The following is a 22,873-nucleotide window of genomic DNA, read 5'->3' on the forward strand; positions in this document are numbered from 1 at the left end:
AGGTGCGCGCGTCGGCTGGCGTTGCGGGAATCAAGTGTATTTCAGGACTTCTTCGATGGTTGTTGCTCCATCGTAAATACTGCGTAGTCCGTCTTCACGCAGAGTGACCATGCCCAGCTCGATGGCTTTCTGCTTCAGGACGATGGAGGGAGCGCGGCTGGTGATGAGCTCACGGATGGGGTCGGTGACATCCAGCAATTCGTAGAGGCCTTTGCGGCCTTTGTAGCCGCTGTTGCCGCAGGCGGAGCAGCCCGAGCCGGTGTAGAAATGCTTCCCGCCGATGTCCTCTGGAGTGAGATTGAGCTGATTGAGAATGTTCAGGCTGGGCTCATACGGCGAACGGCAGCTTTTGCAGATCGTACGCAGAAGACGTTGGGCGAGCACCCCTTCGAGCGTGGCGGAGACGAGGAAGGGTTCCACCCCCATGTCCACGAGACGTGTGACGGCCCCAGCGGAATCGTTGGTGTGCAGGGTGCTGAGCACCAAGTGGCCGGTGAGGGATGCCTGGATCGCGATCTGGGCGGTCTCAAGGTCACGCATTTCTCCCACCATGATACGGTCCGGGTCTTGACGCAGGAAGGAACGCAGGGCCTTGGCAAAAGTCAGCCCCACCGCATCATTAATCGGCACTTGCATGACGCCATCGAGTTCGTATTCCACCGGGTCTTCGGCTGTGATCAGCTTGCAGTCGATGGTGTTGATCCGCCGCAGACAGGCGTAGAGGGTGGTGGTCTTGCCAGCTCCGGTCGGACCGGTGACGATGAAGATGCCGTTGGGTTTGTGAATGGTCTCGACGATGTAGTCTTGAAGGAAGGGCTGCATGCCCAGCGCATCGAGCTCAATGTTAATCGATGAACGATCAAGAACTCGAAGCACCACGGACTCGCCATGCTGCGTGGGCAGGGAATTGACGCGCATGTCCACCGGTTTGCCGCCCACGTTGGTCATGATGCGCCCGTCCTGCGGGATGCGGCGCTCGGCGATGTTCATGTTCGCCATGACCTTGATGCGGGAAATGATCGACGTGGCCAGGTGAATGGGCGGAGGTGCCATTTCATACAGCGAACCATCCACCCGATAGCGGATTTTAAACTCTTTCTCAAACGGCTCAAAGTGAATGTCGCTCGCACGTTCCTTGATGGCCTGCTGCATCACCAGATCGACGAACTTAACGATGGGCGCGGAATTTGCCTCGGCTTCGGCGGTGACCCCGTCTTTGCCGGCCTTGCCGAGCTGGCCGAAGATTTCCTCAATGCTGGGTGCGCCAGCGCCATAAAACTTCTCGATCAAGGTCAGCACCTGGCTGCGGCGCGCGACCACGGGCACAATCGTTTTTTCGAGACCAAAACGCAGGTCTTCCACCAGCTGCGGATTGAGCGGATCGGTGAAGGCCACGTGGAGGCCTTGGGCATCCAGCGTGATCGGAAATGCACCGTACAGACGTGCCATGCCTGCGGGAATCAGCGCGACGACGGAGGGCGGTGGTTCGAAATTGTCGAGATCGAAGTGGTCGGCACCGAGTTCATCGGCCACCTGCGCCCAGAATTCATCCTCATTGGTGTAGATGCCGTAGGACAGCAGCACCTGGACAATGTCTTTGCCGTTTTGCACGGAATCCTGCTCAATGTCATAGGCGAGACCTTTGTCGATCACGCCCCGGCTTTTGAGCATCTCTACCACATTATGGGGAGTCATAGTCGTCTGTAAGAAATGAAGTTCGTTGGGTAAGTCGAGGTGTGAAGATCAATCGGCGTCGGACATGGTGGCCTCGATCACTTCTTCGGCGGTGGTCGAGCCGGAGAGCACCTTGCGGATGCCGTCTTCACGCAGCGTGCGCATGCCCAGTTCGCGCGCGCGTTTGCGCAGTTGGGGAGTCGTGAGCTGCTGGTTGATCATGCCGCGCACTTCGTCGTCAATCTTGAAAATCTCCACAATGGACATACGGCCGCGGAATCCGCGCTGGCGGCATTTGGAGCAGCCGACGGCGCTCATGATGGTGGACTCCGCCATCTGGGCGGCTTCGAGGCCGAGGGAGCGCAGCTCATTACTTGAGAGCTTGCCGGGCTGTTTGCAGTCAGGGCAGAGCTTGCGGACGAGTCGCTGCGCTTCAATCGCGCGCACGGCGGAGGCGGTGAGGAAGGGTTTGACCCCGATGTCCGTGAGACGTGCCACCGCGCTCGGTGCATCGTTTGTGTGCAGCGTACTGAAGACCAAGTGACCAGTGAGGGATGCCTGAATGGCGATGGAGGCCGTTTCCAAGTCTCGAATTTCCCCCAGCATGATGATATTGGGCGCCTGACGAAGCATGGCGCGCAGGGCTGCAGCGAAGGTCATGCCGACGTCTTCTTTCACCATGACCTGGTTGATCCCCGCAAGTTCGTATTCGACCGGGTCTTCAACTGTGATGATTTTGCGGTCGGGCCGGTTGATGAAATTGAGGCAGGCGTAGAGCGTGGTCGTTTTACCGGAGCCCGTGGGGCCGGTGACCAGAATGATGCCGTCAGGCAGTGTGATGAGCTGCTCAAAGGAGGCCTGGTCATCACTCAAGAAGCCCAAGTCCACCAGACCGAGTTTGAGGCTGCTCTTGTCGAGCACACGCATGACGACGCTTTCGCCGTTGTTGGTGGGAATGATCGACACACGCATGTCGATCTCCTTGTCATTGAAGTGCATCTGGATGCGGCCGTCCTGAGGGATGCGCTTTTCATCCAGCTGCATGGAGCCGGTCATGATTTTAAGGCGTCCAATGATCGCCGAATGCAGGCGTTTGGGATGATGCTCCACGTCCACGAGGACGCCGTCCATGCGGTACCGAATGCGGATGTCCTTTTCCAGCGGCTCCACATGAATATCAGAAGCCTTTTGCTTGAAGGCCTCCATCAGCATGTTTTGCACCAGCTTGATGACCGGGGCGTCGGCATCTGAGGAAACGCTGGGATCTCCGCCTTTAGTTTCAATGCCCAGAATGGCATCATTGCCATAGATGTTGGACTGGACTGTCTTGATCAGAGCTGGTGTGGAGCAGTAGTACTCAATGTCCGGCTGCAGGACGTGTGGCAGCGCATCCAGCGTTTCGAAATCAAACGGGTCAGCCACTGCAATCTGCAGGGTGCTCCCGTTCATTCCCAACGGCGCGATTTTGTACTTCTGGGCAACCTGCAGCGGCACGAGAGACTTCAGGCCGGGATGTGCTTCGAATCCGTTTAGGTCAATGTACTCCATGCCGGAGCTGACGGCCACCGTGCGTGCGATCTGCTCATCTGAGATCGTTCCCGATTTGACCAGAACAGCAACGGCGCTTTCTCCAGGCTTAAGACCGGATTTTGCCTGCTGGATGTCACGCTCGGACAGCTGGCCGGTTTCCTGGAGCTGTTCGAGGAGGTATGCTTCATTGGAGTACATGAATTCGGATCGGCTTGGCGGGTGGTGCGTGAAATCGGTATTTTACGATAATCATCAGACTACAACCTCACGCAGGAAAGTGTCAACGTCTCGGCGTCCGCAATGTGAAAATTGATGACAATGAATGACAAACAGCCGCTGGAATGAGCGTTCGACTTGCCCTGCCAACCAAACAAGACGACTCACATCTCCATCATGCACATCGCTCAGCGCCTCTCCGTTCCGTTTCTCGGCATCTGCCTTGCTTTTTCATGTTTCACTCCGCGCACGGTCGTGGCGCACGATGCTGGTACGCAGATGTCCGCCATCGCCAAGGTCTTTCTGGCCGCGCTGACCCCGGAGCAAAAAGCGAAGGCTAGCTTCGAATTTGCCGCTGAGGAGCGTGAAAACTGGCATTTCATCCCGCGTGAGCGCAAAGGGTTGCCGCTCAAGGAGATGACGCCGCAGCAGCGCCTGCTGGCCCACGCTCTCTTAAACACCGGCCTCAGTTTTCGTGGTTCCGCCAAGGCGGTGACGATCATGAGCCTGGAAGAAGTGCTCTATCAAATGGAAGGTGCGGATGAATCCAAGCGTGCTGCTGCGCGTGAGAAGCGTGATCCGGAAAAATACTTCGTCTCGATTTTCGGCGAACCCGCTGACAAAGGAGCCTGGGGCTGGCGCGTCGAAGGACATCACTTGTCATTGAATTTCACCATCAAAGACGGCCAGATGCTCCGCGCCACTCCCTCATTCATGGGCACTAATCCGGGTGAAATCCGCCAGGGACCGCTGACCGGACTGCGCGTGCTCGGAGTTGAGGAGGAACTGGGCCGTGAACTGGTCAAGTCGCTGACCCCTGAGCAGTTCAAGACGGCCTTCGTCGCCACGGAAGCCCCCAAGGAAATGGTGACCGCGGCGGAGCACAAAGTGAGTCCTCTTGCGCCCGCGGGTTTGGCAGATTCCGAACTCAACGAGAAACAGAAGAGCATGCTCGCGCGCATCATCGCCGAGTACATTGACCGGATGCGTCCCGATATTGCGGAAGCCGCACGCGCAGAGTTTAAAGAAAGCGGCCCGATGTATTTTGCCTGGGCTGGTGGCAAGGAGCGCGGAGAGCCACACTACTACCGTGTGCAGGGGAAGACCTTCCTGCTCGAGTATGACAACACGCAGAACGATGCCAATCATGTGCACAGCGTCTGGCGCAGCTTTGACGGCGACTTTGGCCGTGATCTGCTGGGTGAGCATGTGAAGCAGGCTCATTGATCTTTACCGCCGCCCACCGGCAAAGCCGGTGTGGTGTGCGGTCTGAATAATAAGGCACGCATTTTGCGTGCCTATTCTGGTTGTACACAGCTATTCGCATGCTGTTCACAGCTTGTTCACGCTGGTTTGAAGGGATCTTCACAATCCAATGCAAATTATTATAATTGTTTTGTTTATTTGGGTTCAAAATTCAAAAATATATCGAAGAAGAGCTTGTTTCATGTGTCGCTTTCGACATACAAAGAGTCGTCGTTTAAAAAGATCTTCAATGGCCTCCTGAATACTCCCATTGAAAATTCTTCCGACGCATCTTCCCAACCAAATCCCGACCTCATTCTCCCAGAAACAATCATCATGGCGCGTAACGATGAAAACTCGAATCACTCTTCCCTCAATGGCTCGGCTCACCATGCAAACACAGAACTGTTCACGCCTGTTCCCACAGTTTGGGATCAAGTGTGCGAAGTTTTGGTGAAGCGCCTTGGGGGCGATAATTTTCAGCGTTGCTTCAGCGGCACCTCCGCACGTCTTGCGGATGACGGCCGGTTCATCATTACGGTGCCGAATCCGATCCATCAGCTCTGGATCGAGAGCAACCATACGGTCGCCGTGGCCGATGCTGTGGCTGAAGTCACCGGACTGCCAGCAGCCATTGAATTTCATGTCGCAACTGAACCAACCCCTGTTTCTTACGCGCCGATGCCCGAACTCAAGGCGGCGCGCGTCAACGCCGCTGATCAGGCTCCGATCCGTTTCTTCAGCGAAGCTGGTCTGAACGCCAAGTTCAACTTCGACAGCTACGTCATCGGTCCGAACAGCAGCTATTCCGTGGCCGTGGCCCGTGCCGTGGCAGAAAAGCCGGGCCGCATCTACAATCCGCTGTTTTTCTACGGTGCCACCGGCCTTGGCAAGACGCATCTCCTGCAGGCCATCGGCCAGGAAGTGCTGGCGCGCAAACCTCGTGCCAACGTGCGCTATGTCACCTCCGAGCAGTTCACCAACGAGTTTGTGGACGCCATCAAGCGCCAGACCTTCAGCCAGTTCCGCCAGAAATACCGCAAGGTGGATGTGCTGCTCATCGACGATGTGCAATTCTTCGAAGGCAAGGACAGCACGCAGGAGGAGTTCTTCCACACGTTCAACGAGCTCTTCAACAACGCGAAGCAGATCGTCCTCGCCAGCGACCGCCCGCCGAGCGAGATCAAAAATCTCGAAAGCCGCCTCGTCTCACGCTTTGAATGGGGCCTTGCCACACAGATCCAGGTGCCCGACTTTGAAACCCGCATCGCCATCCTGCGCCGCAAGCAGAGCGACTTCAATGTCTCGCTCGACCCATGGATCCTCGAATTCATGGCGCAGCGTATCCGCGTCAATGTGCGCAAGCTGGAAGGCGCGCTCATGCGCGTGGCCGCCCACGTTTCTCTCGAAGGCACCGTCCCTACGGAGTCCGCGCTCGCCACGATGCTGCATGACGTGATCGATGAAGATCCGTCAAAGACCGTCACGGTGGATCGCATTCAGCGCATCATCGCCACGCACTACGATCTGCGCGTCAGCGACCTCACCGGTCCACGTCGTCCGAAGAATATAGCCGAAGCCCGTCAGGTGGCCATGTTCCTCACGCGCACCCTTACCAAACTGCCGCTCGTGCAGATTGGCGATGAGTTCGGTGGTCGTGACCACGGCACCGTCATCCACGCCTGCAAAGTCGTCACGAACCTGATCAACGGCTCCAACGACTTCAAGCGCACGCTCGATTCGCTCGCAGGAAAAATCCGCGAGAGCTGAACCACGCTTCCATGCGTGGACTGGAGCACCGAGAACGCGTCAGCCTTTTGGAGTGCTCCAGACCTCTGGAGCTATGCGTATGCAGGTGGACGTCCGAAAGCGCCGGAGGACCGGCGCGCTCCGGGACGCTGTCGCGTGGAAGACTATGCCATATCACTTCCCCACGCTCAGCGTTCCCCACATCAGCACGGCATGGCCGGGGAAGGTGCAGACGAATTCGTATTCGCCGGGTTGTGACGGGGCTTTGAGTTTGACGGTTTCTTTCTGGCCGGGTTCGAGGAGATGTGTGCCGGCAAGGATTTCTTTTTCGAAGGCGGCGGGCATGAAGGCGCGGCCTTGTTTGTCGAGCTTGTCGGGCGTCATGGTCATGGCGGCGGTGCCGATCTCCATGTGCTTGCCGGGCGGGACGATGACGAAATTGTGCGGCATGACGTCGTCGTTTTCGAAGATGACTTCAAACTGCTTGCCAGCGGTGACTTCGATCCGGGTGGTGTCAAAGCGGAGCTGCTCATGCACGGTGTGGACGACGAAGACATCGACGCTGATGGTTTTCAGCTCGGCGAGGATGCCTTTGCCAGCGTCTCCCTGCAGCGCGGCCATTTCTTTGGCCGCACCGATGATCTCGACGTACTCGGGCTTGCTGCGGTCGGCGGGTTTCACGGTCTTGCCATAGGCGAGGATGGCGTCGGTGACCGGCTTGGCCTTGGCGACATCCCAGTTCGCTTTCGGGAACTTCATGAGGGCCTTGGCGGCGGCGTTGCGCTCCTTGCCGTCGATGAGGTGCTGCGCCACGATCTGGAAGTTCGCGGCGGCGTTTTCCGCACCCATGAGGGGCAGGGCGGTGAGCACGGCGCGCAGGCGGCCGCCATCGAGGCTGGTATCTCCCAGCAGGGCGGTGAGGAGCGGCTGGAACTTGGCGCGCAGCGCGGCTTCATTGGCTGGGATGAGGGCTATGGCTTCGATGAGGTAGTTGCGCTCGCCGCCATCCGTCGTGGCCTTCCAGAGATTGTCGGGCGTTTTGTCGCCGACGATGTAGGCGGCGTAGCAGGCGCGTTTCACGGGGGCCTGTTTCGCGTCTTTGGCCAAGGTCTTGATGAGCGTGCCGTGACGGGCCAGCATGCCGGGTGATTGCGCGAGCAGGAGCTTGCCGAGGTCGTCAGCGGTGGCGTTGAGTTTGCCGTCGGCAGCTTCGATGCGCTTGAGCATGTTCACGAGAACGACGGGCTTGTCGTCTCCGGTGGTCTTGGCGAGTTCATCGAGGGCCTTCGAGCGAACGTCGGCGGTGATCTTCGGACGGGTGAGCTTTTCGATGAGCACGGGCTCCAGATCGGGCAGGCCTTTGAGATCGGCGTCGGTGGTCTTGGCGATGAATTCGGCGAGGGCACCGGGATCTTTTGGCAGAATCTTGGTCTTGAGCACGGATTGCAGGCCTTTGCGGGCCTCACTGAAGACGTGGTCGATGTAGGAGTCGGTGGGCTGCTTGAGCACGTCGTAGGCGATTTCGAGAGCCTTCTCCGCATCGGGCGTGGGCTGGTAGAAGCTGAGGGCGCGAACGGCGTGCATGCGCACCGGCATGGCGGGATCGTTGACGGCGACCTTGAGCAGATCGAGCGCGCCTGGAACGCGGTCCTTCCAGTAGCAGAGCACACGCGTCGCGGCGGCACGGGCACGCGGTTCGGGAGATTGCAAAACGGCTTTGAGCAGATCCACATCCACGACATCGACCCACTGGTGCGTCCACAGCGCTTCGAGGCGGTGGTGCTCGTATTCTTTGTCGCTCGTCTCCAGCTTCGCTGCCCAAGCTTTCGCGGCAGCGGCGACCTTGGCGGCGTCATGCTTGGCGAGTTCGATCTTGCTGCGCATGCGCACGTTGTCCTCCCATGCTTTGAGATTTTCGAGCAGGTTTTCGATGCTCTCGCCATGGATCTTCGCGGGCTTCAGCAGGTCGCGGCCGGCATAGGTGAGCTTGTAAATGCGGCCATGACCGTGGTCGCGATTCGGGTCACGCAGATGGTGCTGCATGTGGCCGATGATGGCATTGGCCCAGTCGCAGAAATACAGCGCGCCATCGGGTCCGACGCTGACGGCGCTGGGGCGAAAGGTGGGATACACGGCGGGGTCGGCTTTGACGAGTTCGTTGCTGACTTCACCCTTCAAGGCTGCGCCGTCTGGCATGAGCGGCACGCGCCAGATGCCCTGGTAGCTGATGACATTGCAGTTGAGGAAATTGTTCTGCCAGTCGTCGGGAAAGTGGCGGCTGGAGATGATGTTGTTGCCGGCGCAGGGGCGTGCGGGGCGTTTCCAGAACTCCTGCAGCTTGGCGCTGCCGCCGCCTTCGCGTGGCAGGTAGCAGGAGGAGGCCTCGGCAAAGGTGTTCACGTTGCCGGTGGCGTCGGTGAAGAAGGCATTGCCCCAGCGGTCCCAGGTCTTGCCATGCGGATTGACCGTGGCGTCTGTCGTGAAGCGCTCCAGCGAGCGGCGGTTGAGGTCAAAGCGGTAGATGCAGCCGTTCGTGTTGCGAACGGGGCCGTAGAGTGTTTCCACCTGCGTGCGGTGGAAGACGCCGTCGCTCGGATACAGGGCGCCGCCGCAGTCATAGTTCAGCGCATTCGTTTCATGGTGCGAGTCGGCGGCACACAGGCCCATCAGCAGGATGGTGCGCTTGTCGCTTTTGCCGTCGCCGTCGGTGTCCTCAAGGTACACGAGATTCGGCGACTGCATGACGATGACGCCGTCTTTGTAAAAGTTAAATCCGGTGGGGCAGTTCAGATTGTCGGCAAATTCCGTCATCTTGTCCGCCGTGCCGTCGCCATTGGTGTCTTCAAAGATGAGCAGGCTGTCGCCCTTGGTGCTGGTGGGGGTGCGCTCAGGGTAGTTCAGCCAGGCGCTGACCCAAAGGCGGCCGCGTGTGTCCCAGGCCATCTGCACCGGATTCACCAGCGCGGGAAACATTTTTTCATCGGCAAAAAGCGTGATCTTGAGCCCGGCTTCCGGCTGGATGTTTTTCATCGCCTCCTTCGCGTCCGGGAATGCCACGAGGCCTTCGGGAGTGAAGGTCATGCCGGTCATCGGGACCTTGTTGAATTCCTTGCCCTCTTTTGGGTTGGGCATGTTGGTCGGGACTTTTTCCACAGGTGGCAGATCGTTGTCTTTGACGACGAGATCACCACCTTTGGCGATGGCGTGCACGCGCAGGTCGCGGTTGGCCGTCTTCACATCGCGCTGGGCCATTTCTTCCATCATCACCTCGTAATTGGAAATGTAGGGCTTCTCGGGATTGCGCTCGTTCTGTTTGAAAGCGCCTATGCCAGCGGCGTAAGCCAGTCCGGAGCGGCCTCCATAGACATTGTAGCCGTCCACGGTGCGGTAGCGCTGGTGCCACTCCCAGTTTTTGTCGATGATAGCGTGGCGCAGTTTTTCATTCACCTGGGGGGCTTCCTTGCCGGTGAGGGACTTGAAAGCGGACTCGGCGAGGGCTTTTTCACCGCTGTCGGTGATGTAGAGGCCGTCGAGCGTCGATCCCTCCGGCAGGCCCTTGGAGCTGGGCTGGAAGAGATCCACAAAAGTCACGCCTTTCGCGGCGGCGACTTCATTCATCGCGGCTGCGTAGTTTTGGATGTTGGTGTTCTTTTCCTCCACCGCTGGCAGGCTGGCGCTGGCGAGCTTTTGCAGGGCGATGGGCGAGAACAGGACCATGCGTGGCGCGCCTTTGCCGCTGTAGTTTTGCGCCTTGGTGTCGTCGAGGAATTTGGCGAGGTTCTTTTTGAACTCCTCAATGCCTTCGTAGCCCTTGAAGGATTCATTGTAGCCGTAGAAGGCGAAAATGACGTCCGCCTTAACCTTGGTGAGCCATTCGTCGCGCGTGCCGAAGTTGTCGATGCGGTGCCAGGTCTGCACCTCATCGCCGGAGAAGGCCAGATTGCGGAACGTGAGGTCCTTGCCGGCATTGGCTTGCGTGAGCATCGACTCCAGCCAGCCGGAATACTGCGAGCGGTCTGGCAGCGCATTGCCGAGGATGGCGATGCTGTCGCCCTGCTTGAGTTCGATCTCAGCCTGGAGCGAGACGGTGAGGGCGAGGAGGAGAGAAAGCAGTTTCTTCATGGGGGTTGGTCGGACGGCTGTGCAATACGGCGGGGCAGGGGGAATGTTTGCCGCATAAAGCGCAAGTTTCGTCCTGATCCAGCGCCATCATATATGTTTACTCTCAGAGGCGGTTGTGATAATAACGATAAATGCCTGTGAAATCCCGCCTGATTTTTGCCATCTCCGCCTGTCTGTTGCTAAGCAACTGCGGGCTTATCGGCACGGCATTGCGTCTTGCTCCTTATGCCCTGATGCTTGCTGACGAGAATGGCCAAGGCAGGGCTGACGGCCAGACTTTGGAAATGCGCGCCCGAGAGGTGCAGAACAAGAAGGCGCGTGGAATGCAGCCAATGGACGGCCTTGTCGGCTCCCAAGTGGCCTTCAATCGCTGAGCATCTAGTTGTTTACAGAATTAGAACGGCATGATAAAAACAATTGTAATGAAATTTTTCCGCCTCGCTTTCCTCGTTATTTTTTCTGCCGGCTTCACCAGTTGCAGCCAGACGTGGGCTGCTTTTAAGAACACGTATCCGGTGAGGATTTTGGATCAGACCGGTTCGGCATTGCTCGGCTACATTGCAGAAAATGATCTGCCTGCAAACGGCAAGCCTGCCTCCATGCAGGAGCGCGCCCGTCAGGTCGAAATGCGTGGCATCTACGCAGCTGGCAAGACGGCACCCACCGTCGCTGCGCCACGTCAGAGCATGGTCTCACGCTAATGCCTGGGTCCAAGATCATGGACTGGCACCGCATACGCTCTGATTTCCCCATCCTCGACCAGCAGGTGAATGGGCACCCGCTGGTATATCTCGACAACGCCGCCAGCAGCCAGAAGCCGCGTGCGGTCATCGAGACGCTCTCGCTCTATTACGAGCGCGACAACTCCAATGTCCACCGTGCGCTGCATGAGTTGAGCAACCGTGCCACGGAGGCCTTTGAGGCAGCGCGGAAAAAAGCGGCGCATTTCATCGGTGCCGCTTCGGAGGACGAGATCATCTTCACCCGTGGCACCACCGAGGGCATCAACCTCGTGGCGAACACCTGGGGTACGCAGAATCTTCGGGCAGGGGATGTCATCCTGATCACCGGGATGGAGCATCACAGCAACATCATCCCGTGGCAGATGCTCGCCCAGCGCACCGGGGCCACGCTCAAGTACATCCCTGTGCTGGACGACGGCACGCTCGATGGCGAGGCCATCGAAACGCTGCTCACCGAACAGGTGAAGCTCTTCGCCTTCGTTCATATCTCCAACTCCCTCGGCACCATCAACCCTGCCAAGGAGCTCATCGCCAAGGCGAAAGCCCTCGGCGCCGTGACGGTGCTGGATGGTGCGCAAAGCGCCGGCCACATGCCCATCAATGTGCAGGATCTCGGCTGCGACTTCTTCGTTTTCTCCGGCCACAAGATGTGCGGACCCACGGGCATCGGCGTGCTTTATGGCCGCATGGCCCTGCTGGAAACCATGCCTCCATGGCATGGCGGTGGGGAGATGATCCTGACGGTCACCATGGAGAGCAGCAGCTACAAGGCGCCGCCGCATCGTTTTGAAGCCGGAACGCCCAACATCGCCGGTGTGATCGGCCTCGGGGCCGCCATTGACTACCTGCAGGCCATCGGCCTCGAAAACATCCAGCGTCACGACCACAACCTCGCCAACTACGCCGTGCAGCGCATGGGCGAGGTGCCCGGCATCCGCATCCTCGGCCCGCAGTCCGGCCACCGTGGCGCGCTCGCCGCCTTCCACCTCGATTTTGCCCATCCGCACGATCTCGTCGAATTCGCCAACAGCCATGGCGTGGCCATGCGTGGCGGGCATCACTGCACTCAGCCGCTGATGAAGCGTTTCAAGGTGCCCGGCACCACCCGCGCCAGCTTTTATTTCTACAACACGCTCGAAGAGATCAATCGCCTCGTCGAAGTACTGCTCCTCGCGCGTAAGTTCTTCACGTGAGACAGGCTGCCAGCCTGTGCTATACGTTTTCCGACCATGCTCTCCGACGACCTCCGTGACCTCTACCAGCAGGTGATCCTTGATCACTCCAGGAACCCGCGCAACAGCGGCGAACTCCCGCCGCCCTGCCTCCACGCCCATGGCGACAATCCCTCCTGCGGTGACGAAATCGACGTCTGGGTCCGCTTGTCCGACCAAGGTGCCATCGAAGACCTCAAATTCACCGGCCAGGGCTGCGCCATCAGTCAGGCCAGTGCGTCGATGATGACGCAGAAGATCAAAGGCAAGTCCAAGGACGAAGCCGCCGCCGTGCGCGAAGACTTCCGGCGTGTCGTTATGGGAGACGGCGCTCCAGCCAATGAAGACGCCCTCGGCGAACTCATCCTTCTCGAAGGTGTCCAAAAATTCCCGCAGCGCGTGAAGTGCGCCATGCTCGCCTGGCGCGCGCTGGAGCAGGCCTTGGAGGGGAAGTAGGAGCGAGCTAGGGTGGAAACAGCCCTTAGCAAACGGTTGTAAGGTCTGGTTCGGGTCGTATTTTGATCCATGACACTCACCATGACCATCCCGGACAATCTGGCTGCCTCCATTGGTAACGCGGTGGATGAAGTGCGCTCCCGGTTCATCGAGGGCTATGCGGTGCAGGCCTATCGTTCGGGTACCTTTTCAACGGCGGAAGTCCGCGAGCTGCTCGGTCATGCTTCGCGCTGGGAGACCGAGGATTTTCTGGCTGCTCACGGCGCTTGGCCTGATCCGTCCGCCAATGAAGTGCTGGATGACATCAGCAACCTCCGCGCCCTTCGTGTCGCGTGATCGTTATCAGCGATACTTCTCCGCTGCGCTATCTCGTCGCCATCGGTCATGTCGATGTGCTGCCTATTCTTTATGGCCGTATCCTTTGCCTGCCAGAAGTGTTCGCTGAATGCCAGCATCCACAATCGCCTGCCACATTGCGAGAATGGATCAAAACGCCTCCTGTCTGGCTGGCCGTGGTGACGCCGGTTTCGTCATGGACTCACAGCGAACTCGCGCGGCTTGATGCCGGAGAAGCCGCCGCCATTCGCTTGGCCCACGATCAAGCCGCTGATCTGTTGCTCATGGATGAGCGCAAAGGCCGCCAGATTGCCCAACGCCTCGGATTTCGCGTCTCAGGTATTCTGGCTGTCATTGCTGATGCCGCACGGCTCCAATTGCTCGATTTTGATCAGGCCGTTTTTAGGCTGACCCAGGAGACCAATTTTCGCGTATCTCCGACAGTGATCGAAGCCATCCGCTCGCAACTTTAAATATTCCCATGCCTGAACTCCCCGAAGTCGAAACCGCTCTGCGCGGGGTCTCGCCGCATGTGCTTGGCAAGCGGGTTCGGGAGGTGATCGTGCGGGACAAGCGGCTGCGCTGGCCGGTGCCAGACACGATTCATGAGCTGGAAGGCTGCCGGATTGAGACAGGAACGCGACGCGCAAAATACATGCTGTTTGGCACCGCCAAAGGCACGCTGCTGCTGCACCTGGGCATGTCGGGCAATCTACGGGTGCTGCCGGCGGATACGCCGTTCAAGAAGCATGATCATCTCGCCATCACGCTCGAAAGCGGCAAGCAGCTCCGCTTGCACGATCCTCGTCGCTTTGGTGCGGCGCTGTGGATTGAGGGCGACCCCATGGAGCATGCGCTGCTGCGAGATCTGGGGCCGGAGCCGCTGAGCGATGACTTCACGGCGGCGCATCTGCAAGCCGTCTGCAAAGGCAAGACGGCGGCGATCAAGCAGGTCATCATGGATGCGCATGTCGTCGTGGGGGTGGGGAACATTTATGCGAGCGAGGCGCTGTTCATGGCGGGGATTAATCCGCAGCAAGCCGCAGGGAAGGTGACGAAGCCAAAGCTGGTCAAGCTAGTGCAGGCCATCCGCAAGGTGCTGGCGACTTCGATCAAGATGGGCGGCACCACCTTGCGTGATTTTGTGAACGAGAGCGGCGAGCCGGGTTATTTCAAGGTGACGCTGCGGGTATATGATCGCGAGGACGAAGCCTGCCGGGTGTGTGAGGCGACGGTGAAACGGATCGTGCAGGGGCAGCGTTCGACGTTCTTTTGCCCGACGTGTCAGAAGTAGAGGTCATGCGAATGAAGCAATTTTTTCATTCGTCGTTTCGGCATTTGTCATTCAAAATCGCCAAGTATGTCCTCATCTCTCCCACCGCTCCGCAGTGCTTACGATCTCGAACGCGTGCTCGAATTTGAATTCGTGCGTGCCACGGAAAACGCCGCCTTGCAGGCGATCCACTGGCTCGGGCGGGGTGAAAAGGAACTCGCCGATGGCGCGGCCTGCAGCGCGATCTACGGCGTCTTCGACATCCTCGATATTCGTGGTGAGGTCGTGATTGGCGAGGGCATCAAGGACAACGCTCCCGGTATTTTCGTCGGCGAGCACCTGGGCACCTGGCGGGATGGGTCACCTCGCTTCAACATCGCCCTCGATCCCATCGACGGCACCAGCAACCTTGCCAAGGGCCTGCCCAACAGCATCTCCGTCATTGCAGCGGCGCAGATTCCTGACGGTGCCCCATGCGCCATGAAAAGCATCCCGAGCTTTTACAGCCACAAGATCGCTTACGGCCCGGCGGTGAAAAAGGCGCTGGAGGGCAGGGGTGACCGCTGTTTCCTCGACATGCCTTTGCAGGAGGTCATCTCCTTCGTCGCGGAAGCTCTGGGCAAGCGTGAACGCGACCTTGTCGTCTCCACCATGGATCGCCCGCGCCATCACGACATCGTCGAGGAGATCCGCCGCTCGGGCGCGGCGCTGCGCATGGTGACTGATGGCGACATCGCGGCTGCGGTCGCGCCTTCGATGCCTGAGTCGAATTGCGATCTTTACATTGGCATGGGTGGCTCGCCCGAAGGTATTCTGGCCGCTGCGGCGCTGAAATGTCTCGGTGGCGACATGCAGTTGCGCATGTGGTTTCACAATGAGGAGCATCGTGCTGAGGTCGCGGCGATGACGCCTGCAGCAGAGATGAATCAGGTCTTCCGCGTGAATGAACTCATCGTGGGGGAGAGCGCCTTGTTCTGCGCCACGGGCATCAGCGACAGCCCCTTGCTGCCCGGCTGCCGTCTGGTGGATCACCGCGTGGAAACGCATTCGATTTTGATGCGTACCCGCAGTGGTACCGTGCGCCGTATTCACGCCACCCATGATCTTGACCGCAAGGTCGTGCCGCTGCGCGCTTAACCGGCGCGGGCAGGAATGGCATCGCGCTCATGCGCCGCGCGGCCCATTTCCAGCTCCGTTTCTGGGTTTGCGGCGTTTTTTTCGCGGTTCCCCATGGGGACGATTTCTTTTCGTCGGCTTCGTTTCCCGTTTCCACCCCTAGAGGCACTATGGGTGGAATGAAGGTGGCCGCAGGGAGGGGCTGTATGGTGTGGTGGTAGGAGGTTTAAGAGAGAATGTGTTGCATTAAGTTGAAAAATCCCCACGGGTTAAGTGAGTTGTTTCTTTTTTATGAATATTTCGTTCCTTATTGGCAAAATCATTGGTGACATTTTTCGCACAATTGGATGGGTAATCGTAGTATTTGGTATCAAAAATCCCTCTCCGCAAATTCGGTTTTGGACAGGATTTTTGATCGTCGTTTTTGGCATAGGAATAGCACTTGACCCTCAATTCGATGAGCACATCAAAGATTGGCTTAGCATAAAGCAGGCGAATAAATGAAGGGTGATGCCATTTGATACATAAAGAAGGAGGATTTATTTATGGCTATTGGATCAGCTTACCAGAATGGTAACTATGTGAGTGTTTTGGACGAAAGTGGTCGTTTTCTTTTTAGCGAGTATGCTGGCACTGAACCAGATGACGGTTTGAAGGGATATACTATCAGTACAGTTTCTATTCAACGTAGCGGTTACATTTATACAGTTGATGTAAATCGCAGACAGGTTGGTAGCAGCCAATGGGTCGGTTCCGCCAAAAGCGTCAATCCGCCAAAAGCCACCACAACGTCTTATATACCTCCCGTTCAATCCCCAGTTTCTGCTGAACCCACGGCTGCCAGCACCAGCCAGAGTCAAGGTGGCGATAATAGCAACGCACTCGCGGGAGTAATCGGCACGTTGTTGGCCCTCTGGCTCGCAATCAAAATTTTCCATACCCCCATGGGTTGGTTGCTTCAAAAGAATTACGGCCTTTCTATTGGTGACGGCATTGAGGCATCTACAAACTGCTGGATGGGGTGGATGGGGGCTGCATTGATTTGGGGATGTGCAGCAGGGTTATTGTGGGGCTTCGTCGATATGCTAAGAAGAAGGAGGATTGTGGTACTGTTGGGTATAGCAGTAGGAACAGTGCTCTCCGCTTGGTTTGTCTGGACAAGCCTGGGCCAAATCGTGAGCCATCACAAAAATACCTTGGCTAACAAAGAACTGGTTGAGCCGACGACTGTTCCCAAAGCCATACCGGTTCTTGAGACAGAATCGGAAACGCGCGGGTCGGCAAAGCCAGTTCAAACCGAATCTAAAAGACGCCAACCAAAACAGAGCGCTGGGAAAAGCGCTTTTCTGGAGCTTGAAAGCAGAGATGGGCAGACGATAAGCGCTGAGATTCTAGCGCTGACGCAAGATACCGTTGTGATAAGGCGCGATGATGGCGAAAAGTTCGACTTGCCGCTATCTCGCTTATCCGATTTGTCAATACAGAAGATTTCAGCCTGGCGTGCTTCAAGACTGAGCAAAGCTGAAAAGTAACCTTTAGCCTCTTGCCATCATATTCGTCTGGAATTCATGGCTAAGTCTTACAGACTAACCGTTCAAGCATCTTCTCAATCAACTGCTCCGGCAAATCGCAGGCGGTTTGTATCCAGTCTTTCTGACCTTCACCGCACGGGTGTTCTTCGCCATAGTTCTCATTAAACCAATCGGCACATCCTTGGATTGCCTTGCGGGCTGATTCTGCGCAGGCGCAGCTTTTTTTCCAAGTGTGCATAGCGATCCGTCGCAGTATGAGTTGCAGGCCGTAATAAGTACGCAGGCAGTTGAGTTTGGACCAAGGGCGGGAAGATCCGTCGAAAGACTGGATCAGATTTTCTCCTTTGAGAAGCTTCATTTCTTGGAGCTGCCTGCCCAAACCGAGCTTGTATATCTCCTTCAACAGAATCCGGTCAATCGGCGCATGCAACGCACACAGATACTGGGGCAGGTGAGGCATGTGCGGATTTGCATAGGCAGCTTGCACAGCATTCAAGCACTTGCCAGCCACCTGCCAACAAAGCTCGTATTTAACGTAAATGTTGATGAGTTTTTGCGCCAGACCAATTGTGCCGAGTTCCGGAGGCTTGTTATTCCCGTTTGGTGTCCAAACTTCAAGACCTGCATTAGCCAAACCATTGCTTCTGAATTCCATCTGCGTGCTAAGCAGCCATTTGTCGTATGCTTCTAAACGGCAATCGGTAACGCTTTCGGGCGGATTGATCTTGGAAAAGATGTTGCACTGAGCTTGCTGCACAAATCGAGGATACTCTGCATAAGGAGCAGTTGTTCGGTTCGCCATGACACCCCATGAGTTTAGTTGCGCGTCATTGACATACCAACGGAATTTCTTGGGCTGCTTCCACAGCTTCATCTCCAGATGAAGCGCACTTGTGAGAACTCTGGCTGGCAGAGGTTCTCCGATCCGATTGAGCGGCACCCCGCCCACATAATTGGCGAAACGCTCCGCATCGGGAATCAGTGTCGCCGGAAAAGCCGGATGCTCAAGAGATTGGATGTGGCAGCAGGGCATGGCGTGGCTGTTTTGAGGATGCCAATACGTTTTGTTCAGTGGTTCCTTGCTGGCCTGATGGATGTGACGCCGAGTCCGGCGACAGCGCCGGACGAAAGACCGTTGTGCCGGTCATTCGTGCCGAGGGCGGGCCTGGAACTGAGGATTCCCAGATGGTAGAAAACCCTTTGTTTCCAGGGTGAATTTCACAATGGATTGATTTTGAAAGGGATGCTCACCTTCGTTGTCAAAACAAGCACCCTAAGGGTGGAAGCAGGAAACGAGGCTGACAGTTGGAGGGAGCGCTTTTCAGCGGGATCACCCTGCCGTCACGCAGATCTCCCGGCGGTTGCCCGCAAGCTGCGTGGCAAACAAGGGGGCGGGGGCAAAGTCACGAATAGTATCGATGAACTCGTGGGCCCTGTCTTCGAGGGCCGGGGTGTTGAGCTTGATCGTGAGGATCAGCCGACGCGCCTGCACCGCATCCTGAATGCGTTGAATCTCGGGAATCACCAGCGGCGGGGCGAGATTGATGTCGCACAGCAGCAGCGCGGCTTCTTTCGGCAGGGCGGTGAGATTGAGCCGGCCTGCGGCAGTGCGCCAGTGATCGAATCGGACGCCCTTGGCCTTGGCGAGATCGAGGACGCGCGGGTCCATTTCAGCCGTATCGATACCGAGGACGTTCATGCCGCGTTGGATCAGCGAATAGGTGGCACCGCCGGGGGCGCAACCCAAGTCGAGGGCGGTTTGTCCGCTCAGATCAAGCTGATCCCAGCCACGCCAGGCGAGGGCTTGTTCAAGCTTGAGCCAGGCGCGTGAGGGGACGTCTGCAGGCAGTGAGATGCGTGGCAGACCACCGGGATGCGTGTGCATGCCGGACTGATGCTCGTGGTAGCCGAGGAAGAGCGGCTCTTCCGGAGTCTCGCCCACGATGACATCGAGAATGAGATCGCCCTGAGAGATGCTGGGTGCTGTTTCGAGCGCTACACCCGCCTGCTCAAGTGCCTGGGTGATTTCAGCAGTCAGCGTGTCGATGGGCTGCCAGGTGGCGGCTTCCACGCCGTCTTCGGCGGTGATGCGCGGGAAGACGTGCAGGCGCAGCGGCTTGGTGCCGAGATTACGGGTGTGTTCGACGAGTTCGCCAATTGTTTTACACAATCCAAGCGAGATGCCGCTGACCCGCGCAAAGTGGCTGAGGTTTTTCGGCGGGCTGAAACCTGGATGCTTCACCTTCCAGGTGATGAACTGCGGCTTCATGAACGCAGGCGTGAGTTCACCGACGAAGTGGCTGGCGATGTCGCGCTTGAGCGTGGCTTCAGATCCGGCCCGACAGGTGGTGAAACGAAAAGGTGTGTTCATAAAGGGGAAAAAGAAAGGCGGAGCCCAAGGCTCCGCCCTCCGTGATGAGATGTAGCGCTAAAAGAAAATTACTCGACGCCTTTCCAAGCTCCGAAGCTGGCACCTTCGGTGATCCACTTCTTGATGAGGTCGATGTTTGCAGGAGTGACGCGGTCGCCCTTGCCTTCAGGGGGCATGGCCATGTCGTCGGTGTCAGGCAGGGTCATCGTCTTTACCAGCCAGCTCGCGTCAGGCTTACCGGCGACGACGTTTTCATCCGGATATTCTTTGCCGCCTTTGGTGATGGTTGCTGCGCTGTCGAGACGCAGGCCGCCCTTGGGCTTCTTGATCTTGCCATTGTCTTCATTCTCCTTCTCGTGGCACTTGAAGCAGCTTTCCTTCAAGATCGGGAGGATCTGCTTTTCAAAGTCCACTTTGCCGGCGTCCTGCGCACTGGTGGTGGAGGTGACGGAGAGGCCGAGGGCAAGCAAGGCGCCAAGGGTGAGGGTAAGGGTGGTTTTCATGATGGTGGTGTTATGAAGTGACGGACAAAGATGTTCGCTGGAGTTTTGAGGTCAAGCAGCATCCCAGATTGAATCGAAGCTGATTCATAAAAGTGAGGCAAGGTAAATATTTCGATAGCCTTAAATAAATTCGTCTGCCACAATTACCAGATTGTTGTCATGCCTCGTGCCGCCGCTGCCCCCCGCCCCCCTCGCGCCCGATCTACGGACGAGAAAGAAGGCCCATGGAATGATGCCTTCGGCATCCTGCTGCTGATGCTCGCGGCCATGCTGCTGCTGGCGCTGGTGTCGTATGATCCGCGCGACATGCCCTCCTGGTCCTTTCTGGCGCTGTCGGAATCTTCCGGGGACACGACGCACAATTTTGTTGGTCGCGTCGGTGCGCTTGCGGCCGGGCACATGCTGTGGCTCATGGGTTTTTCCGCCTATCTGCTGCCCTTCAGCATGACGTGGTTTGGCGTGTGCAAACTGCACTCCAAGATGAAGATCACCCGCGCAGCCTGGCTGGGCGTGGCTGTCATGATCATCAGCGGTGCCGCGCTGCTGGAAGTGCAGAATCTGCTGAGCGAGCGGGATCATTTCACGCCGCTGGGCGGCTCGGGCGGGCTGGGCTATGTGATCGGCGGCAGTCTGCTGAGGAATCTTCTCGGCAAGGTGGGTGCCACTCTGGTGCTCGGCACTGTCTATATGGGCGGACTCTTTCTCGTGACCGGTCAGCACCCGCTGACGGTGATCCAGAACATTCGCTTGGAACTGACCCGCTGGAAGGCGGAGCGCGAGGCACAACGCCTGATCCAGGAAAAGCTGGCTGAAGAAGCCGCGAACACGATTTATGGAACCGTGACGCCGGTGCCGGAAGGTCTGCGGCGGAAGAAGAAGGGCGCGGCGGAACTGCGCGGTGACACACCTGCAGCGGCCACCAACATGGAGCTTCCGCTCAAGTTTGACCCGCCACCGCCGAAGATTATCGACTCCTCGATCTCGCGTGCTCATGACGATCGCAGCGACAAGCCCAAGCTGGCCGAAGTCTGGGAGCAAAAGCGTGCGCAGAAAATGGAGCAGGCGCCGCATGGCTCGCTGGGAAATCTGACCAAGCTTTTCAAAGACTACAAGCTGCCCTCCATGGAGCTGCTGAAATGGCCGGAGGAGACGAATCGGGCTCCCACGGACAAGAGCGAACTGCTCGGCATCCAGGCCACCATCGTCAGAGCGCTGGCCAGTTTTGGCATCAGCGTGGAGCCCGGGGACATCACCCGTGGCCCTGCTATCACCCGCTATGAAGTGCGCCCGGTCGATGGACTGCGTGTCAGCCGCATCGCCAATCTGGATGCGGACATCGCCCGTGCCACACGCGCTGAGCGCATCAACATCCTCGCGCCGATTCCCGGCAAGGACACCGTCGGCATCGAGCTGGCAAACTCAGAGAAGACCATCGTGCCACTGCGCGAACTGCTGGAGGACGATGTATTCGTCAACGGCAAGTCCAAGCTGCCTGTCGCACTGGGCAAGGACGTGTATGGCAAGACGATCATTGGCGATCTCGCGGCCATGCCGCATCTGCTCGTCGCAGGTGCCACGGGCAGTGGTAAGAGCGTGTGCATCAACAGCATCATCACCAGCCTGATCTGCCGTTTTGCGCCGGATGAACTGCGCTTCATCATGATCGACCCCAAGGTCGTGGAAATGCAGAACTACGAGGATCTGCCGCATCTGGCGCTGCCAGTGGTGACGGATCCCAAGAAGGCGCTGCTGGCCCTGCGCTGGGTGGTGAAGGAGATGGAAAACCGCTACCAGATCTTTGCACAGGAAGGCTGCCGTAATTTCGAAGCCTTCAACAACCGCAATGTTAAGCGCAAGGCCGAGGCGGATGCCGCCCGTGCCGCCCGCAATGCCGCTGCCGCCGCGGCAGAAGCCGCTGCTCCCGCCGTCAAGACCAAGGCAAAGACCAAGGCTGGAGTGGATGATGACCGCGTGTCCGCCGCTTTCGCCGAGGAGGCTGCGCAGGAAAACGAGGAGCCGAAGACCGCCGAAGTAGGCACCGTGGATGGCGACAGCGAAATGCGCGATGCCAGCGGCACCTGGCTTGGTGACTCCCTGGCCCCCCCGCCGCGCAGGCAGGAGGTCGTCATTCCCGACACCATGCCCTACATCGTCGTCATTGTGGACGAGCTTGCCGATTTGATGCAGACCGCGCCTGCAGACATCGAAGTGGCCATCGCCCGCATCACGCAGATGGCGCGTGCGGCCGGCATTCACCTCATCGTCGCCACACAGACTCCTCGTGCGGACGTCATCACCGGCGTCATCAAGGCGAACATCCCGACGCGCATCGCCTTCCAGGTTTCATCCGCTCTCGACAGCCGCGTCATTCTCGACCGCAAAGGCGCCGAGAACCTCGTCGGCAAAGGGGACATGCTCTACGTGCCGCCCGGCGGTGCGCAGCCCATTCGCAGCCAGGGCGCGCTGGTCACCGATGATGAAATCCATGCGCTGGTCCAGCACTGTGTCGCTCAAGGCAAGCCGGTCTTCGATGTCAAAGTCGATGACGAAAGCGGCGAGTTTGGCGATGATGATGACATGGGTGAAGATGGCGTCAGCTCCGAAGAGCAGGAATGCCTGGAGAAGTGCCTCGAAGTCATCCGCCAGGAGAAAAAAGCCAGCACCAGCCTGCTGCAGCGCCGCCTGCGCTTGGGCTACGGCCGCGCCGCCCGCATGATCGACATCCTCGAAGACCGCGGCATCATCGGCCCCGGCGAAGGAGCCAAGCCGCGCGAGATTTTGGTGCAGATGGATTGA

18 protein-coding genes are annotated in these 22,873 nt (G+C 58.1%); 12 read left to right on the forward strand and 6 right to left on the reverse strand.

The features are described 5' to 3' along the window. Positions 1-30: 30 nt before the first annotated feature. Positions 31-1,695, reverse strand: coding sequence for a GspE/PulE family protein (locus tag PSV43_RS05355; protein WP_300194504.1), 1,665 nt, complete (start codon positions 1,693-1,695; stop codon positions 31-33). 48 nt (positions 1,696-1,743) lie between these two features. After that, positions 1,744-3,402, reverse strand: coding sequence for an ATPase, T2SS/T4P/T4SS family (locus PSV43_RS05360; protein WP_300194505.1), 1,659 nt, complete (start codon positions 3,400-3,402; stop codon positions 1,744-1,746). Between the two features lie 195 nt (positions 3,403-3,597). Here PSV43_RS05360 and PSV43_RS05365 point away from each other — a divergent pair, with 195 nt between their 5' ends. Together PSV43_RS05365 and dnaA are read left to right on the forward strand one after the other, a co-directional pair. Next, positions 3,598-4,647 carry a DUF3500 domain-containing protein gene (locus PSV43_RS05365; RefSeq protein WP_300194506.1) on the forward strand — a complete coding sequence of 350 codons (1,050 nt, stop codon included), beginning with the start codon at positions 3,598-3,600 and terminating at the stop codon, positions 4,645-4,647. Between the two features lie 354 nt (positions 4,648-5,001). Further along, positions 5,002-6,435: a chromosomal replication initiator protein DnaA gene (gene dnaA / locus PSV43_RS05370; protein ID WP_300194507.1), complete on the forward strand. Its 1,434-nt coding sequence runs from the start codon at positions 5,002-5,004 to the stop codon at positions 6,433-6,435. Positions 6,436-6,588: 153 nt separating this feature from the next. Here the strand turns inward: dnaA and PSV43_RS05375 are convergent, their stop codons facing one another. Further along, on the reverse strand, positions 6,589-10,536 hold the full coding sequence (locus PSV43_RS05375) for a PVC-type heme-binding CxxCH protein (RefSeq protein WP_300194508.1): 3,948 nt from the start codon (positions 10,534-10,536) through the stop codon (positions 6,589-6,591). A gap of 137 nt (positions 10,537-10,673) precedes the next feature. Between PSV43_RS05375 and PSV43_RS05380 the strand changes: the two genes are divergently transcribed. The 9 genes from PSV43_RS05380 (at position 10,674) to PSV43_RS05420 (ending at position 17,203) form a co-directional block, all read left to right on the forward strand. Continuing rightward, entirely contained in the window at positions 10,674-10,910 is a 237-nt protein-coding gene (locus tag PSV43_RS05380; RefSeq protein WP_300194509.1) for a hypothetical protein, read from the forward strand. Between the two features lie 48 nt (positions 10,911-10,958). Beyond that, on the forward strand, positions 10,959-11,237 hold the full coding sequence (locus PSV43_RS05385; protein ID WP_300194510.1) for a hypothetical protein: 279 nt from the start codon (positions 10,959-10,961) through the stop codon (positions 11,235-11,237). A 17-nt stretch (positions 11,238-11,254) separates the two neighbouring features. Continuing rightward, entirely contained in the window at positions 11,255-12,472 is a 1,218-nt protein-coding gene (locus PSV43_RS05390; protein ID WP_300194511.1) for a cysteine desulfurase, read from the forward strand. Positions 12,473-12,508: 36 nt separating this feature from the next. After that, positions 12,509-12,946 (forward strand): Fe-S cluster assembly sulfur transfer protein SufU, encoded by a 438-nt coding sequence (gene sufU / locus PSV43_RS05395; RefSeq protein ID WP_300194512.1) that lies wholly within the window; start codon positions 12,509-12,511, stop codon positions 12,944-12,946. A gap of 69 nt (positions 12,947-13,015) precedes the next feature. Beyond that, positions 13,016-13,282, forward strand: coding sequence for a UPF0175 family protein (locus PSV43_RS05400; RefSeq protein WP_300194513.1), 267 nt, complete (start codon positions 13,016-13,018; stop codon positions 13,280-13,282). Further along, positions 13,279-13,755: a hypothetical protein gene (locus PSV43_RS05405; protein ID WP_300194514.1), complete on the forward strand. Its 477-nt coding sequence runs from the start codon at positions 13,279-13,281 to the stop codon at positions 13,753-13,755. The genes PSV43_RS05400 and PSV43_RS05405 overlap by 4 nt, the downstream gene beginning before the upstream one ends. An 8-nt stretch (positions 13,756-13,763) precedes the next feature. Next, positions 13,764-14,576 (forward strand): bifunctional DNA-formamidopyrimidine glycosylase/DNA-(apurinic or apyrimidinic site) lyase, encoded by an 813-nt coding sequence (gene mutM / locus PSV43_RS05410; protein WP_300194515.1) that lies wholly within the window; start codon positions 13,764-13,766, stop codon positions 14,574-14,576. Positions 14,577-14,642: 66 nt separating this feature from the next. Then, the gene (locus PSV43_RS05415) at positions 14,643-15,692 is read left to right on the forward strand and encodes a fructose-bisphosphatase class II family protein (protein WP_300194516.1); all 1,050 of its coding nucleotides are present in this window, start codon (positions 14,643-14,645) and stop codon (positions 15,690-15,692) included. A gap of 524 nt (positions 15,693-16,216) precedes the next feature. After that, positions 16,217-17,203: a hypothetical protein gene (locus tag PSV43_RS05420; RefSeq protein WP_300194517.1), complete on the forward strand. Its 987-nt coding sequence runs from the start codon at positions 16,217-16,219 to the stop codon at positions 17,201-17,203. A 40-nt stretch (positions 17,204-17,243) separates the two neighbouring features. Here PSV43_RS05420 and PSV43_RS05425 read toward each other — a convergent pair whose 3' ends face one another. From PSV43_RS05425 to PSV43_RS05435, 3 genes are all read right to left on the reverse strand, one after another. Beyond that, entirely contained in the window at positions 17,244-18,236 is a 993-nt protein-coding gene (locus PSV43_RS05425) for a hypothetical protein (RefSeq protein ID WP_300194518.1), read from the reverse strand. Positions 18,237-18,533: 297 nt separating this feature from the next. Beyond that, on the reverse strand, positions 18,534-19,574 hold the full coding sequence (locus PSV43_RS05430; protein WP_300194519.1) for an SAM-dependent methyltransferase: 1,041 nt from the start codon (positions 19,572-19,574) through the stop codon (positions 18,534-18,536). Between the two features lie 68 nt (positions 19,575-19,642). Beyond that, positions 19,643-20,077, reverse strand: coding sequence for a c-type cytochrome domain-containing protein (locus PSV43_RS05435; RefSeq protein WP_300194520.1), 435 nt, complete (start codon positions 20,075-20,077; stop codon positions 19,643-19,645). 159 nt (positions 20,078-20,236) lie between these two features. Here PSV43_RS05435 and PSV43_RS05440 point away from each other — a divergent pair, with 159 nt between their 5' ends. Next, the gene (locus tag PSV43_RS05440; RefSeq protein ID WP_300194521.1) at positions 20,237-22,873 is read left to right on the forward strand and encodes a DNA translocase FtsK; all 2,637 of its coding nucleotides are present in this window, start codon (positions 20,237-20,239) and stop codon (positions 22,871-22,873) included.

The organism is Prosthecobacter sp. (genome assembly GCF_029946185.1).
Lineage (GTDB): Bacteria > Verrucomicrobiota > Verrucomicrobiia > Verrucomicrobiales > Verrucomicrobiaceae > Prosthecobacter.

Coding starts and splice junctions, on each gene's coding strand:
- PSV43_RS05355 (WP_300194504.1), bottom strand. CDS start 1,695: ATGACTCCCCATAATGTGGTAGAGATGCTCAAAAGCCGGGGCGTGATC.
- PSV43_RS05360 (WP_300194505.1), bottom strand. CDS start 3,402: ATGTACTCCAATGAAGCATACCTCCTCGAACAGCTCCAGGAAACCGGC.
- PSV43_RS05365 (WP_300194506.1), top strand. CDS start 3,598: ATGCACATCGCTCAGCGCCTCTCCGTTCCGTTTCTCGGCATCTGCCTT.
- dnaA (WP_300194507.1), top strand. CDS start 5,002: ATGGCGCGTAACGATGAAAACTCGAATCACTCTTCCCTCAATGGCTCG.
- PSV43_RS05375 (WP_300194508.1), bottom strand. CDS start 10,536: ATGAAGAAACTGCTTTCTCTCCTCCTCGCCCTCACCGTCTCGCTCCAG.
- PSV43_RS05385 (WP_300194510.1), top strand. CDS start 10,959: ATGAAATTTTTCCGCCTCGCTTTCCTCGTTATTTTTTCTGCCGGCTTC.
- PSV43_RS05390 (WP_300194511.1), top strand. CDS start 11,255: ATGGACTGGCACCGCATACGCTCTGATTTCCCCATCCTCGACCAGCAG.
- sufU (WP_300194512.1), top strand. CDS start 12,509: ATGCTCTCCGACGACCTCCGTGACCTCTACCAGCAGGTGATCCTTGAT.
- PSV43_RS05400 (WP_300194513.1), top strand. CDS start 13,016: ATGACACTCACCATGACCATCCCGGACAATCTGGCTGCCTCCATTGGT.
- mutM (WP_300194515.1), top strand. CDS start 13,764: ATGCCTGAACTCCCCGAAGTCGAAACCGCTCTGCGCGGGGTCTCGCCG.
- PSV43_RS05415 (WP_300194516.1), top strand. CDS start 14,643: ATGTCCTCATCTCTCCCACCGCTCCGCAGTGCTTACGATCTCGAACGC.
- PSV43_RS05420 (WP_300194517.1), top strand. CDS start 16,217: ATGGCTATTGGATCAGCTTACCAGAATGGTAACTATGTGAGTGTTTTG.
- PSV43_RS05425 (WP_300194518.1), bottom strand. CDS start 18,236: ATGCCCTGCTGCCACATCCAATCTCTTGAGCATCCGGCTTTTCCGGCG.
- PSV43_RS05430 (WP_300194519.1), bottom strand. CDS start 19,574: ATGAACACACCTTTTCGTTTCACCACCTGTCGGGCCGGATCTGAAGCC.
- PSV43_RS05435 (WP_300194520.1), bottom strand. CDS start 20,077: ATGAAAACCACCCTTACCCTCACCCTTGGCGCCTTGCTTGCCCTCGGC.
- PSV43_RS05440 (WP_300194521.1), top strand. CDS start 20,237: ATGCCTCGTGCCGCCGCTGCCCCCCGCCCCCCTCGCGCCCGATCTACG.